Source organism: Sphingomonas sp. GW821-FHT09E03 (assembly GCF_059416225.1).
In genome coordinates, this window is sequence record NZ_JBWKOS010000003.1 from 286,162 (window position 1) to 301,106 (window position 14,945).

Consider the following 14,945-nt stretch of genomic DNA (forward strand, 5'->3'; position numbering starts at 1 on the left):
CCTGCTTTCCAGCCTCGCGGGAAGAATAACGCCCCGGGATCTGCATCCCGGGGCGTCTTTTTTGTCGGCAGCCGATCAGGCCGCGCCATGCCCGTAGGATGGCGGCCGGTCCTGCTTGGCGACGCCGAACCGTGATGGCTTGTCGCCCATCACGAACACCAGCTCGCCGCCGCGCACCAGATCGGCATGCGCGATCCAGTTCTTGGTCCAGGGCTTGCCGTTCCACCGCACCGATTGGACATAGGGGCGGTCGGGTGCATTGCCCTCCGCGCGCACCCGCAAGCTCTTGCCCTCGCCCACCCGCACCTCGGCGGCGTCGAACAGCGGCGAGCCGAACACATAGACGCCGCTGACCGGGTCGACCGGGTAGAAGCCCAGTGCCGAGAGCACGAACCAGGCGCTCATCTGGCCGCAATCGTCGTTGCCGATCACCCCGTCGGGTGCCGCCTTGTACATCTCGACGAGCAGCCGCCGCACCATCGCCTGCGTCTTCCAGGGCGCGCCGGCAAAGGCATAGAGATAGGCGACATGCTGGTCCGGCTCGTTGCCATGGGCATATTGGCCGAGCAGTCCCGAGATGTCGGGCGGCGCGTTCTTGGGCAGCGTCGAGGGCGCCGAGAACAGCGCGTCAAGTTTGGCTTCAAACGCCGCATCGCCGCCGAAATGCTGAATCAGCCCATAAGTGTCGTGCTGGTTGAGGAAGGTCGCCTGCCAGCCATTGGCCTCGGTATAGTCGCGCTGCTTCTCGACATTGTGGCCAAGCTCGATCGGATCATAATCTTTCCACCAGCTGCCATCGGCAAAGCGCGGCCGCGCGAAGCCGATCGCGGGGTCGATGACGTTGCGGTAATTGAGGCTGCGCTTGCGCAGCACGGCGGCATCGTCATGCGCGCCCGCCGCCTCGGCGAGCACCGCCATCGCCCAATCGTCATAGGCATATTCCTGGGTGCGGCTGACCGACTCCCAGACCTTGTCGGCGGGAATGTAGCCGAGGTCGTAATAGAAACCGCGGCCGAGCGTGCTGTCGATATCGGGGAAGTCGCGATCGAAGGCGCGGCGGCGGATCTGCGGCCAGGCGGCGGCATAATCGGCCTTGATGCCCTTGGCGCAGGCCTCGGCCAGCACCGACACGCCGTGCCAGCCGATCATGCACGCCGTCTCGACGCCCTGCAGCGGCCACACCGGCGGCCCTGCCGGGCTCTGCACCGTCTGGCGCACCAGATCGCGCACCAGCAGGCCGGCCTGCTGCGGCTGGACCAGCGTCAGCAGCGGGTGCAGCGCGCGATAAGTGTCCCATAGCGAATAGGTGCTGAACGCCGACTCGCCTGCCGGCACCTGGTGGACCTGGCGATCGAGCCCGACATAGCGGCCGTCACGGTCGGTGAAGAGCGTCGGCGACAGGAAGGCGTGGTAGAGCGCGCTCGCCATGATCGTGCGCTGGTCGGCGGTGCCGCCCTCGACGCGCACCGCATCGAGATAGGTCGCCCAGCGCCGCGCCGCCGCGGTGCGGGCGCCGTCGAAGTCCCAGCCCGGCGCTTCCGCCGCCAGCGCCGCCTTGGCCCCGTCAACGCTCACCGCCGAGATGCCGGTCTTGATCAGGATCGGCGCGCCACCCGCGGCATCGAAGAAGAAGGCGACCTTGACGCGATCGCCCTGCACCGCGGACGCGCCCTTGGCGGCGGGCTTGTCGGCGTCGCCGAAGAACACGACCCGGTCGGGCTTGCGCGACAGCCGCATCGCGAAGTGGATGCGGCGGCCCTTGGCCCAGCGATGGACGCGCCGGCTGCCGGTGAGCACGCCATCGGCATCGAGGCTGAGCGAGGATTCGTCGATCAGCTTGCCCTTGTCCCACGGGTCCTGGACCATATGGGCGAGATCGATGAGGATATGCCCCTCGCCCGCCGGGAAATGGTAGCGATGCAGCCCCGTGCGCTCGGTGACGGTCAGCTCGGCGAGCACGCCGGATTCGAGCTTCACCCGATAATAGCCGGGCTCGGCCAGTTCCTCCGAGAAGCGCTGGCGGTAGCCTTCTTCGGGGTGCTCGAGCGAACCCGGCACCAGCTTGAGCGGCCCACGCGTCGGTACCACCAGCACGTCGAGCATGTCGCCGATCCCGGTGCCCGAGAGATGGGTGTGCGAAAAGCCCATGATCGAGGTGTCGTCGCGATGATAGCCCGAGCAGGCATCCCAACGCGCGACATCGGTGTCGGGGCCGAGCTGCACCATGCCGAACGGCAGCGTCGGCCCGGGGAAGGTGTGACCATGACCACCGGTGCCGACGAACAGATCCGGCCTCCCCGCCGCAGGGCGCTGCGCCCAGCTTGCCGCCGGCAGCGTGGAAGACAGCGTCGCGAGGCCGGTACCGACCAGAAGCTGCCGGCGGGTGGCGGTGGTCATCACGTGGTTCCTTGAAGCTAGATACAGGTAAGAAGACCGCTCAACCGGCAGCGCTGGAGCTTGAAGCCTCAATAACGCTGCGCGAGCAAGGCCGGCTTGCGCTTGGCGAGATCGACGATCAGCTCGCCGAACAGGCCGTTGGTCCAGGCGAACCAGGTTCGCGTGAACGTGCTCGGATCGTCCTTGTCGAAGCTTTCGTGCATGAAGCCGGTATGCGCGTGGGTTGCCTTGAGCCAGCGCAGGCATTGCGCGATCGTCGCATCGTCGTCGCTGTTGCGCGCGTGGATGATGATCGACATCGGCCAGATCTGTCCCTCGCCCACATGCGGCCCGCCGATGCCCTTGGCGGCGCTGCCCTCGAAGAAATAGGGATTGCGCGTGCTCCACGCCGCCGCGGCGGTGCGGCGGAACAGCGGGTCGTTGCGGTCCGCGGCGCCGAGCTCGGCGAGGCCCGACAGGCTCGGCACATTGGCGTCGTCCATGAAGATCGCATTGCCGAAGCCGTCCACCTCATAGGCCCAGACCTCGCCGCCCTGCCCGTCCGCCATCTTGCCATGCGCGTTGAGCGCGGCTTCCACCTCGCTCGCCAGCGCCAGGCAATCCTGCGCCGCGGCGGCGTCGCCGCGCGCTTCGCGATGCACCTGGGCGATCTGGCGCAGCGCCGAGACCGCGAACAGATTGGATGGGATCAGGAACGGCAGCGTCGTCGCATCGTCCGACGGGCGGAAGCTCGAATGGATCAGCCCCACCTTGCGGGTCGGCGCGCCATAACCGTCCTGCAGCGTCTCGCTCGGCTGCGGCGCGCTGCGCTGGAAGCGATAGGGGCCGCGGCCGCCCTTGCGCTGCTGCTCGCGGAACGTCGCCACCGCGCGCGCCATTGCCTGGGCCCAAGTGTCGTCGAACGGCGCCTTGTCGCGCGTCGCCGTCCAATAGCCGTGCGCGAGCCGCATCGGATAGCAGAGCGAATCCACTTCCCACTTCCGCTCGGCGACGCCCGGCTTCATCTCGGTCTTGTCGGTCTGCGACCAGTCGAGATCGGTCTTGGCGGCGGGATCCTCCATGAACGCATTGGCGTATGAATCGATCAGGATGCAGCGCGCCTGACGCTGGATCAGCCCGTGGAACAGCCGCCTCAGCGGCGCATCCTGCGGTGCGAGATGGACATAGGTCTGCATCTGCGCCGAGCTGTCGCGCAGCCACAGCGCCTTGATGTCGCCGGTGATCACGAAGGCATCGGGCTTGCCGTCGATCTCGCCGACCTTGACCACGGTGGTGTCGAGCGTGTTCGGGTAGCAATTCTCGAACAGCCAGGCGATCTCGGGATCGGCGATCTTCGCCTTTACCGCCCTGATCTCCGCCTCCACCGCCTTGCTGACGAAGCGCCGCGCGCTCACCGGCGGCCGCTTGGAGGCAAAGCCTCCCGCCCCTGCCCCCACCTGCGCCGCCGCCGGCACCGCCGCCGCTACCGCCAGCGCGCCTGCGCCATTCATCACGTCCCGCCGGTTCAACATGGCTTTCCTCACTTGGCTGCCGGTGCGCTCATCGAGAAAGGCGCATTCGCCTTCGCCGTCGCCCAATTCGTGTTGGGCGTCGAGCCCATCACAAAACGTAACGTGCCGCCGGCCTGGAGCATCTCGCGCGACAGCCACGGCTTGTTCTGCGGCTTGCCATTGTAGCTCAGCGACTGGACATAGACGTTCTTCGCGCTGTTGTTCGCCGCCTCGATCGTCAGCGTCTTCCCGCCCGGCATCGTCACCCGCACCGAGCGGAACAGCGGGCTGCCGATCGCATATTGGCCGACGCTCGGCGTCACCGGGTAGAAGCCCAGCGCCGAGAACACGTACCAGGCCGAGGTCTGGCCATTGTCCTCGTCGCCGGGATAACCGTCGGGCGTCGCCGAATAGAGCCGCGCCATCACGTCGCGGGCGTGCGCCTGCGCCTTCCACGGCTGGCCGGCCCAATCGTACAGATAGATCATGTGCTGGATCGGCTGGTTGCCATGGGCATACTGGCCCATGTTGACGATCTGCATCTCGCGCGTCTCGTGGATCACCGAGCCATAATAAGCATCGTCGAACAGCGGCGGGCGTGTGAAGACGGAATCGAGCTTGTCGGTGAACGCCTTGTCGCCGCCGCTGAGGTCGATCAGCCCCTGCACGTCCTGCATCGCCGAGAAGCTGTAGTGGATCGCATTGCCCTCGGTGAAGGCATCGCCCCAGGCGTAAGGGTTGAACGGCTGCATCCAGCTGCCGTCCTTGTTGCGACCGCGCATCCAGCCGGTGCTCGCATCGTAGATCTTGCGATAGTTCTGCGCCTGAGCAGCATATTTCCTCGCATCATCGGTCTTGCCGAGCGCGGCGGCGAGGCGCGACAGCGAGAAATCCGCCGTGGCATATTCCAGCGTGCGCGCCGCGCTTTCGTTGATGCCGGCGTCATAGGGCACATAGCCGAGCTGGTTGTACAGCTCGACGCCCTCGCGACCGACGGCGCTGATCACATTGCCCTTCTTGTCCTTGGGGCGACCTTGCGAGGTGGTCGCGTTCTTGACCATCGCCTCGTAGAGCGTCGCGACGTCGAAGCCGCGCACCCCGTTCAGATAGGCGTCGGCGATGATGTTGGTCGAGTTGGACCCGATCATCACGTCGCGCTGGCCGGGGCTCATCCATTCGGGCAGCCAGCCGCCTTCCTTATACGCATTGGCGAGGCCCTGCATGATCTGCCCGTCGAGATCGGGGCGGACCAGCGCAAAGAACGGGAACACCGCGCGCCACGTGTCCCAGAAGCCGTTGTCGGTGAACATCGGGCCGTCGTGCACCTTGCCGTCATAGGGGCTGTAGTGGACGGTCTGGCCGCGCGCGTCGGTCTCGTGGAACATGCGCGGGAACAGCAGCATGCGGTACATCGCCGAATAGAAGGTGCGGCGATTGTCGAGGCTGGGATCGCTCACCTGGATGCGGCCGAGCTCCTTCTCCCACGCCGCCTTGGCCTTGGCCTCGGTCTGCGCATAGCTGTCGGTGCCGATCTCGCTGTCGAGGTTGCGCGCCGCCTGCTCGGCGCTGATGAACGACGAGGCGACCTTGACGCCGACCTGCTCGCCGGCCTGGGTCTTGAAGCTTACCACCGCGCCGACATGACCGCCCTCGCGGCTGGTCTCGGCGGTCATCTGCCAATTGTCGTCCCAGGTGCGGCTGACGGTGAAATCGTGGTCGAACTGGGCGACGAAGTAATTGTGGAAATTGTCCGGCACGCCGCCGTGGTTGTTGCGGACATAGCCGCTGATCCGGCGATGGGCCGCATCGATCGTGACCATCGAGCCGCCGGCTAGGCCATCGAGCAGGATGTGGGCGTCGTCGCTCTTGGGGAAGGTGAAGCGGAATTGCGCGGCGCGGTTGGTCGGCGCGACCTCCGCAGTGACGTCATAGTCGGCGAGATAGACCTTGTAGTTGTACGGGTGGCTCTCCTCGGCCTTGTGGCTGTACCAGCTCGCGCGCTCGTCTTCCTTGAGCTTGACCGGGCCGGTCTCGGCAAACAGCGAGAAGGCCGCGTAGTCGTTCATCCACGGGCTGGGCTGGTGGGTCTGCTTGATGCCGTTGATCTTGAGATCATGGTACATATAGCCCCAGCCGCTGCCGGGCTTGCCGGTCACCGGCGTCCAGAAGTTCATTCCCCAGGGCACCGCCACGGCGGGATAGGTGTTGCCATAGGACAGCTCGTAGGTGGAATCGGTGCCCATCAGCGGGTTGACCAGATCCGCGACCGACACGTCCGCCGGTGCCGTCGGCCGGGCGTCGCGGGCGAAGGCCGAGGTGCCGAGCAGCGCCGTGCTCGCCAGCAGCGCAACCGTGCCGCGCAGCGCGGGAACGAGAGTCTTCAACGCATGTCTCCCTTGGAACTCGTGGAATAGCTTGTCACGGCCGCGCAGCCCGTCACCGCGCCTGGCGCAGCGGCCGCGGCGCAATGCCGGCATCGGTCATCACCACCGGCTTGATCGTGCCATCGGCGGCAAAGGTCATGCGGTCGATCGCGACCTGGCGATGCTCGCCGATGTCATCGGTGAGCGGCCGGCGATGATAGACGATGTACCAGTCGTCGGTGCCCGGCACGTTGACCACCGAATGGTGCCCCGCCCCGCGCGCGATCTTCTCGTCCTGCGCGAGCACGGTGCCCATCGGCTTGAACGGCCCGGTCGGGCTCGGCCCCATCGCATAGGCGACGCGGTAATCCGCCCCGGTCCATTCGCCTTCGGACCACATCAGATAATAGACGCCGCGCCGCTTGATCATGAACGATCCCTCGACATAGCCAGGCGGCGTGATCTCCTTGTAGGTCGTGCCATCAGCGAACGGCAGCACATGGCGCAGATCGGCGCTCAGCCGCACGACGTTGCAATGCCGCCAGCCGCCGTAGAACAGATACACCTGCCCATCGTCGTCGCGGTAGACGAACGGATCGATCGGCTGCGCGCCATTGTGGAAGGCACCGATCAGCGGCTTGCCAAGCGCATCCTTGAACGGGCCGCCGGGACGATCGCTGACCGCAAGGCCGATCCCGCCTTGTTCGGCATCGCTCTGGACATCGTTGGCGGCGAAGAACAGATAATATTTGCCGCCCGCCTCGATCGCCGATGGCGCCCACACCGCATAGGCCGCCCAGGCGACATCGGCGACGTCGAGCACATGCGAATGCTTGGTCCAATGGACCATGTCGGGCGAGGAGAAGGCGTTGAAGAAGGTCTGCTTGCCATAGGATGGCCGCACCGTGTGGCGGGTGCGTGCCTTGGCCTGCGCGGCCGAGAAATGCGGCGACACGTCGGGCGTCGCGGCATCGTCCGAATAGGTCGGGTAGATCCAGTAGTTGCCCGCGAAGATGCGGATCTCGGGGTCGGCATACCAGCCGGGCAGCACCGGGTTGCGGGCGTAGACGGCACCCGCCGCCAGCAATGCGGCAGCGGTGGCGAAAGCGGTCCGGATCCTGTTCATCACGCTCCGCTTACATGCTGTTTGGTAATGCTGCATATCAACCAGGGGATTCCCCCGTCACCCCGGATGTGGTCCGGCATGACGGGGGGATGCAAGCCCGACTTAGGTCGGTCAGCAGCTCAGAACTTGAACGCTGCGCCGAGATAGAAGCGGCGTCCCGAATAGACGTTCGAGATAAAGCGATCATTGGTGTCGTTGCCGAGGTGCGCTCGCTGTTCAGACTTGGTGAGGTTGACGACCGAGCCGGTGATCTGGAAGTTCTTGAACACGTCGAACGCCGCATTGAGATCGACCTGCTGGTACGGATTCTCATAGACGTTGAGCCCCGAGGAAAGCCCGTCCACCTGCTGGCCCTTGCGGTTGTACGAAGCGCGCAGCAGCACCGGCCCATGTTCGTAGAACACCGAGGCGTTGACCTGAGTCTTGGCGCTGCCCACCAGCGGCGAGGTGCCGAGCTTGGTGCCGTTCAGCGACACGTCGGCCTGTGAGGTGTCGTTATAGGTGAAGTTCACCTGCACGCCGAGACCGAAGTCCAGCGTGTGCTGGGCATAGACTTCCACGCCCTGCGACACCGCCTTCGAGCCGTTAGCCTGGGTGGAATATTGCTGCACCGTCACCGTCTGGCCGGCAACGTCCTGCGGCAGATCGACCACCACCGGGACGATGAAGTCTCCCACGTCCTTGCGGAACAGGGTGAACCCGACCACCGAACCCGGGTGGAAGTAATATTCCGCGCCCACGTCATACTGCCAGGCATTGAACGGCTTCAGCTCGAAGTTGCCGCCACCGCCAAACCAACCGGGCAGCGCGCCGAACTGCGCGCGATCGAACACGAACGGATCAGCGTTGAATGTCAGCGATCGCGCGCCGGCCAGATCGCCATAGCCCGGACGGGAGATGACTTTCGACGCCGCGGCCCGTAGCAACAGCTTCTCGGTCACGTCCCACGAGATGTTGAAGCTCGGCAGGAAATCGGTGTAGCTTTTCGCCTCACGATTGGGACTGAAGACGCGAACTTCGCGCTGGTTCTGTGGAATAACCGAGCAATTGCCGTCTTCCCCCCGCGGCACGTTGGGATCGAACGCCCCGCCGGGGCCATTCAGGCAGTAGTCGTTCTCGTAATACAGCGTGTCGGTCGACGTACCGTCCTGCTTGGTGTTGACCACGCGTAGGCCGATGTTGCCGCGGATGTTGTCATGCTTGTAGTTAAGCTGCGCATAACCTGCCCAGATCCGCTCGGTGATGTTGTACAGGTTTTGCGGCTGAGGCACCCGGATCGGGCCGTTATAGGTCTGATTCAGATAATCGATGTAGTTGGAGATGTTGATCGCCGGGAAAGCGGTCGTCTGGAAGCCACCGGCGATGTTGCCCAGCGAATTGGGATAGAAGATCTGCGGCAGTGCCAGCGCGCCACCGGGCGTGTCCTGGAAACGCAGCGTGTTGGCGGCATCCGAATACCAATCGAACTCGCCGGTCTCGCGATGCACATAGGCGTCGCGCCACTTGGCGCCGAGCTGGATCGAGTCGAGGATTGGCGAATCGAAGTGCCGGGTCAGGTCGACTTGGGCGTAGCGCTGCGAGAGCGTGCTGTTGGTAAAGCCGGACCCGGTCGAGCCGAGATCGATCTGCGCGATGCCGTTCAGCATATTTTGGATGATGTTGGGCGAGAATTGCATCGCCAGCGACTGGTTGGTGAAGTTCCAGGCGCTGAGCATGTTGCCGTTGACGCTGCCGTTGCGCGGTTTCGCCTGCGCGTAGAACTGGAAGGATGGACCGCCGGTTGCCTTCGTCTTGCCGAAGACGAAGTCGACATCCAGCCGGCCGACTTTCCAGGCACCATGGACGTCGTAGGTGTTGGAAATGCTCTTCTGGCGGACATAGGTGTCCTGCGGTGCCGGGGTCTCCATCGTGCACAGATTGCCCGGCACGCGGCAGCCGGTGCCTTCCGGCGGGACCTGGAAGGTGGCGCCGGTCAGCACCGTGCCGCTCTTGTCGAACGTGGCATCGGTGAAGAAGTTGCCATAGCCCCATTCCGGCACCTTGATGGTGCTGCTGAACGCATCGTTGTTCAGCTGGAACCGGAAATAGTTCGCGGTGATCTCCAGATTGTCGAACGGCTTGGCCTGCAACGTGGCCTGGATGCCGAGGCGCTTGCGCTTCTCGTCGGTGATGTTCTCGCCGACCGACTGGGGCGCCCAGTAACCGCTGTAATGCGTACCGCTGCGGGTGGTGGTACCGCCGCCATTACCATCGTTCCAATAGTCGATCGCCGAATCGTTGGCGAAGGTCTTGCCGTTGACATCGGTGGCCGGCTGAGTGGTCTTGTCGTCGGTCCACCAGTGCCAGCTGTCGGCCGACGCGCTGAGCGAACGGTTGGTGCGCACCTGATAGGTCCCGCCGACCAGGAAGCCCAGCGTCTTGTCCTCGTTGTGCCACGAGATCAGCCCGGACAGATTGGGCTCGACCTTCTTGGTGACATCCGCATCGGTGCCTTCGGCAGAGACGCTGCCCGACCAGGGGTCTAGATCGAACGGCACCCGGGTGTGGTTGATGATCACACCGCCGACGCCGCCTTCATCCAGGCGGGCCTCCGATGACTTGAACACCTCGACCCTGCCGATCAGGTTCGATGGCAGCAACACATAGTTGAACGAACGCGACGGATCGCCGCTGTCGGCCGAGGCGATGAAGTTGCCGTTGAGTTCGGTCAGCGTCAGATCCGAGCTGAGGCCACGGATGCTGACCCGGCTGCCTTCGCCGCCGTCGCGGCTGATGATGACGCCCGGCACACGCTGCAACGAGTCAGCGACGTTCTTGTCCGGGAACTTGCCGACATCTTCGGCAGTGATGACATCGATAAACGCATTGGCTTGACGCTTCTGCGACAGGCTCTGCTCGATCGACTGGCGATAACCGGTCACGACGATGTCGGCGGCGTCGGCCTGTAGCTGCCCGGGGCTGGCGAGCGTTTCATTGGCAGCCGGCACCGACACGTCGCCGGCAGTACCGCTATTGTTCTGCTGGGCATCGGGCTGCCCCCCGGCCGTCTGGGCCGCCGCGGCAGTGGAAGGGCTGGTCTGCTGTGCCTGGGCATTGCCGGCGATGCCGGCAATCAGGCTGGCGGACAGGAGTAGCCGCGCAAGGGTGTGACAACGGCGCGATGCAATACCACGCTCAACGTAACGAGCAGCCATTTCTTCCTCCTCCTATGGGTTGGATACCTGCCGGCTCCTTCCCTTTTTACCCCTCGTCATCCGGTGTAGGTCCCAGCCGATGGACTGCTGCTGCCGTGATAACCCGCATATTTCGCAATACAGAAAACAAATTGTCAATTGAAATGTCCGCGGTGTATCTGAATGTTGCTGGCGCGCCTCTGTGATACAGCGATGAGGCGGTAGAATTGCGGGATAGCCGGAAGAGAACCATAGCTTGCAATGGTTGATCCCGGAACGTGGCAGGAGACCTGGTCGGCGAAACCATGCTGCGTCCGTTGAATTAGCCAAATTGATGTAATAACAAGCAGCATGACTACAGCAGGTGTGACCGAGCTCGAGTGCGGGCCGGTACGGAGGGGAGAGGGGCAGTGTTGGAACAACTGACAGCAACAGCGGACGCCCTCATGGCGGGAGTCGAACTGGGCGGCACCAAATGCGTCTGCACCCTCGCCGCCGGGCCTGGCGCGATCGTCGATCAGCGCGTGATCCCGACCACGACGCCCGGGGAAACCCTTCCCGAGATTGTCGCGACGCTGCGGGCGTGGGACGAGGCGCACGGCTTCGAGGCGATCGGCATCGCCTCCTTCGGCCCCCTCTCCCTGAACCCCGCCGATTCGCGGTTCGGGCGGATTCTCGCGACCAACAAGCCGGGCTGGCGCGATGCCGATATCGTCGCCGCGATCACGCAGCCGTTTGATCGCCCCTTTGCCCTGGACACCGATGTCAACGGCGCGGCGCTGGCTGAAATGCGCTGGGGATGTGCGCAGGGACTGCAGGATTTCGCTTATGTGACGGTCGGCACCGGCATTGGCGTCGGCCTGATCGTTCATGGCCAGCCCACCCGCGGCATCGGCCACAGCGAAGTCGGCCATATCCGCGTGCCGCGCCTGCCCGGTGACACCGTCGCCAGCGCCTGCCGCTACCATGATGACTGTGTCGAAGGGCTGGCGTCCGGCAGCGCGCTGGTCGCGCGGCTGGATGGCCGGGCAATCGACACGCTGGCGCCCGATGATCCGGTCTGGGCGCCGATGGTCGCGGCGCTCGCGGCGATGGCGCATGCGCTGATCGCCACCACGGGGCCGTGGCGGATCGCGATCGGCGGCGGCGTGGTCACGCGCCAGCCGCATCTGCTCGCGCAGATCGAGGCCGAGCTCGAGCGAAGCCTCGCCGGCTACATGGCGCTGCCCGACGGGCCGATCATCGTCGCGCCCGCGCTCGGCGATCTCGCCGGGCCGCTCGGCTCGATCGCGCTGGCACTCGAGGCGCGCGCGCGGCAATGATCCGGGCGCGTCGGCAGGCCGGCGCCAGCTCGCCCCTTGCGCCGCCTGGATCGGCCGCAGCCGCCAGGCTTGAGCCGTCCACCACTGCAAGGAGAAGGTCATGACCATCACCGCCTGGCGCCACGCCGTCCTGCCGCTCGCGGCGCTGCTCGCCGGCTGTGCGCCGTCGCTCAAGGTGATGACCTTCAACGTTCGCTATGCCTCGGATCAGCCACCCCATGCATGGCCCGAGCGGCGGCCGGTGATGATCGACCTGATCAGGCGGGCGCACCCCGATGTGATCGGCACCCAGGAGCTGCTGCAACGGCAGGGCGACGATCTGGTCCAGGCCCTCCCCGCCTATCGCTGGTTCGGCCGCGACCGGCACGGTGGCCATGCCGACGAGCATATGGGCATCTTCTACCGTCCAGATCGGCTGCGCATCGTCGACCAGGGCGACTTCTGGCTATCCGACACGCCAGACGTGCCCGGCAGCATGAGCTGGGGCACCGATCTTGCCCGCATGGCCAATTGGGCGGTGTTCGAGCCGCTCGGCCATCCGTCGCGTCGCTTCCTGTTCCTCGATACGCACCTGCCCCACCGCGACACCGACGACGACGCCCGCGCCAAGGCCGCCGCGCTGATCCTCGCGCGGCTGCCGGCGCTCGCCCATGGCCTGCCGGTGATCCTCGCCGGCGACATGAACGCACGTCCGACCACCAGCGCCTACGCAACGCTCGCCGCCGCATTGACCGACGTGCGCGAGCAGGCGACGCGACGCCGGGGCCCCGACAACACCTTCCACGATTTCACCGGCACCGCCGACCGGCGGATCGACTATCTGTTCGTCCGCGGCTTCCACGCCACCGCGGTGGAAACAGACACCTATCACCGCGGTGCCACCTACCCGTCGGATCATTTCCCGCTGTGGGCGAAGCTGACCTACGACCGCGCCGGCACGCCCTAACGACGCCGGCGCAGCCTCGGCCGGCCTATTTGTGCGCCGCCCACTTTCGCCACATCGCCGGATCCGCAAGCATCTTCATGTAGACGCCGCCGACCACCGCGCGCGCCTGGAAACCGACCTGGGTACCGTCCTTGGTCTCATACCAGTCGCTCAGCGGCACGCGGGTGGGTGATTCCAGCATGTAGCGGTGGAGCGGCGCGATCAGCTGGGCGAAGGCCGCCTTGTCATCGGTCAGCGTCGCGCTCCAAGTGATCCAGTCGAGCTTGGTGTAGGTCTTGCGGCTGTCGAGCGGCAGGCCGTAGGGACCCTGCTGCGTGAGATAGAAGCTCACCTCGTCGCGCAGCAGCGTCTGGGGGAACAGGTGGTGGCCGAGCACCTTGTCCCAGACCAGATTGTACTTCTGGCTCCACGTGCCCGGCCGGTCGAAGGCGAGCTTGGTATGGTCGCCGTCCTTGGCCATCACCAGCCACTTGGCCGCCATCTGCCGCGCCGCCGCGCCGTAGCGCGCCGCCTCGTCCTTCTTGCCGAGCATCCGCGCCAGCTCGGCATAGCCGTCGAGCGCGCTGATCGCCTTGACCGAGAGATTGCTGTTGTGGGCGAGATGGCCGGCGAAATCATCGGTGCTGAGCTGGTTCTCCGGATCCAGCCCCTTCTCGCGCAGGTAGCTCGCCCAGCGCTGCAGCAGCGGCCAGTAATGGGCGGCGAAATCGGCATTGCCGCGGATCTTGGCGAGCGCGTCGATCATCAGCAGCATGTTGCCGCTCTCCTCGACCGGCATCTGATCGTCCTCGGTGCGCTCGCCGCCGCCGTACACCTGGCCATTGGCCTGCGGATAGGTGCCGAGATCGTGTGGCGCGAACGGGAAGCGCCAGCGCGGCATTGACGCATAGTCGAGGATCGGGCGCATCTGCGCTTCGAGCAGATTGGGGTTGAACAGCAGGAAGAACGGCGACGTCGGGTAGGTGATATCCACCGTGGCGATGCAGCCGTTGCTGAAATTCTCCTTGGAGAAATACAGCGGGGTGCCATCGATGTCGGCGACGAGCTTGTGTGCCGCCAGCGTCTGCCGATAGGCGGCGATCGCGAGCTCGGCATAGTCGCGCCCGCCGACCCGCTCGAGATCGGTGATGAGCTCGCGATCGAACGCCGCGCCGCGCTGGCGCAGCGCGCCTTCCTCGGCCTCCGCCTTCACCAGCAGCTCGGCCATCGTCATGCCGTTGCGGCGCCAATAGGCGGGCAACCGCCGCTTGAAATACTCGATCGCGTCGATGTCGTCATAGGCGAGCATCGCCCGCCGCGTCGCGGCATCGGCGCCGACGCTGCCGAAATCGGCCTGCATCGTCATCAGCGGGCGGTCCTGATGCGCGAGCCGCGGCATGGCGAGATCGTCCGCCACCGGCAGCACGCCCTTGTCGAGCAGCACGCCGTGCGCACGGTCGCCGATGATCGCGGTCGTCGTCCCGGGCTGGGCGGGCACGGCCAGCTGTGCCCATCCCCAGTCGATCCGGACATTGTCGCCGACCTTCTGCAGCACCTGCTGGCTGTTGGTGCCGAGCCGCATCACCGCCATGTCGCCGACCCGGCTGGTGCCCCAGACGACGCTCTGCTGGTCGTTGTCTACCGCGAGCTGCGCGCTGGCGTCGAAGTAGAGCTGGACGGCATGACGGCCGCCGTCGATCGCCTGCACCGTCCAGCTGAGGTAGGTCACCGGCCGCGACAGTACGTCGAGATCCTGCGGCAGCGCCGGCGTGAAGAAGGTCGCCGTCAGCCGGATTCCCGCGCCTTCATAGGTATAGGCGGTCCGCGTCGGAGTCAGCGCGCGCGCGCGCTGCGGCAGCACATCGCCACGCCCAGAGCCCATGAACCGCAGCAGCTTGCCGTCGATCCGCACCCAGCCGTTCATCTGCTGCTCGGCGCCGGTCCAATGCTTGGTCGGCTGGTCGCTCAGCGTGTCGCCCATGCTCCAGATGCTGAAATAGGGATCATGCGCGACCAGCGGCGTCGCCGGCGTGCGGCTCAGCACCGCCTCCTGCGCGCGCAGCGGCGCGGTGCCGGCCGCGACGCACAACAAGGCGGTGGTGAGATGGAGCGACAGCCGCTTGATCGATCGGGACGTCAGCATGGCAAT

8 protein-coding genes are annotated in these 14,945 nt (G+C 65.6%); 2 read left to right on the forward strand and 6 right to left on the reverse strand.

The annotated features are described in order from the left end of the window. Positions 1-75 precede the first annotated feature (75 nt). From AC07M8_RS09180 to AC07M8_RS09200, 5 genes are all read right to left on the reverse strand, one after another. A complete protein-coding gene (locus AC07M8_RS09180; RefSeq protein ID WP_495174034.1) occupies positions 76-2,397 on the reverse strand; it encodes a GH92 family glycosyl hydrolase in 2,322 nt (773 codons plus the stop codon). A gap of 68 nt (positions 2,398-2,465) precedes the next feature. Then, complete coding sequence (locus AC07M8_RS09185; RefSeq protein ID WP_495174035.1) at positions 2,466-3,908, reverse strand: glycoside hydrolase family 125 protein; 1,443 nt, start codon at positions 3,906-3,908, stop codon at positions 2,466-2,468. Between the two features lie 8 nt (positions 3,909-3,916). Continuing rightward, on the reverse strand, positions 3,917-6,271 hold the full coding sequence (locus AC07M8_RS09190) for a GH92 family glycosyl hydrolase (protein ID WP_495174036.1): 2,355 nt from the start codon (positions 6,269-6,271) through the stop codon (positions 3,917-3,919). 52 nt (positions 6,272-6,323) lie between these two features. Then, on the reverse strand, positions 6,324-7,376 hold the full coding sequence (locus AC07M8_RS09195) for a glycoside hydrolase family 43 protein (protein WP_495174037.1): 1,053 nt from the start codon (positions 7,374-7,376) through the stop codon (positions 6,324-6,326). 119 nt (positions 7,377-7,495) lie between these two features. Then, positions 7,496-10,570, reverse strand: a complete 3,075-nt coding sequence (locus AC07M8_RS09200; protein ID WP_495174038.1) for a TonB-dependent receptor — start codon at positions 10,568-10,570, stop codon at positions 7,496-7,498. A gap of 425 nt (positions 10,571-10,995) precedes the next feature. On the opposite strand from AC07M8_RS09200, the gene AC07M8_RS09205 reads away from it, so the two are divergent. Next, positions 10,996-11,871, forward strand: a complete 876-nt coding sequence (locus tag AC07M8_RS09205) for an ROK family protein (RefSeq protein WP_495174039.1) — start codon at positions 10,996-10,998, stop codon at positions 11,869-11,871. Positions 11,872-11,971: 100 nt separating this feature from the next. Next, positions 11,972-12,817: an endonuclease/exonuclease/phosphatase family protein gene (locus tag AC07M8_RS09210; RefSeq protein WP_495174040.1), complete on the forward strand. Its 846-nt coding sequence runs from the start codon at positions 11,972-11,974 to the stop codon at positions 12,815-12,817. A gap of 25 nt (positions 12,818-12,842) precedes the next feature. Here AC07M8_RS09210 and AC07M8_RS09215 read toward each other — a convergent pair whose 3' ends face one another. Continuing rightward, positions 12,843-14,939 carry a glutaminase family protein gene (locus tag AC07M8_RS09215; protein WP_495174041.1) on the reverse strand — a complete coding sequence of 699 codons (2,097 nt, stop codon included), beginning with the start codon at positions 14,937-14,939 and terminating at the stop codon, positions 12,843-12,845. Between the last annotated feature and the right edge of the window lie 6 nt (positions 14,940-14,945).

Bases quoted from the DNA above. Each gene is read 5' to 3' on its own strand.
- AC07M8_RS09180 (WP_495174034.1), bottom strand. From the start codon at position 2,397: ATGACCACCGCCACCCGCCGGCAGCTTCTGGTCGGTACCGGCCTCGCG.
- AC07M8_RS09185 (WP_495174035.1), bottom strand. From the start codon at position 3,908: ATGTTGAACCGGCGGGACGTGATGAATGGCGCAGGCGCGCTGGCGGTA.
- AC07M8_RS09195 (WP_495174037.1), bottom strand. From the start codon at position 7,376: ATGAACAGGATCCGGACCGCTTTCGCCACCGCTGCCGCATTGCTGGCG.
- AC07M8_RS09200 (WP_495174038.1), bottom strand. From the start codon at position 10,570: ATGGCTGCTCGTTACGTTGAGCGTGGTATTGCATCGCGCCGTTGTCAC.
- AC07M8_RS09205 (WP_495174039.1), top strand. From the start codon at position 10,996: ATGGCGGGAGTCGAACTGGGCGGCACCAAATGCGTCTGCACCCTCGCC.
- AC07M8_RS09210 (WP_495174040.1), top strand. From the start codon at position 11,972: ATGACCATCACCGCCTGGCGCCACGCCGTCCTGCCGCTCGCGGCGCTG.
- AC07M8_RS09215 (WP_495174041.1), bottom strand. From the start codon at position 14,939: ATGCTGACGTCCCGATCGATCAAGCGGCTGTCGCTCCATCTCACCACC.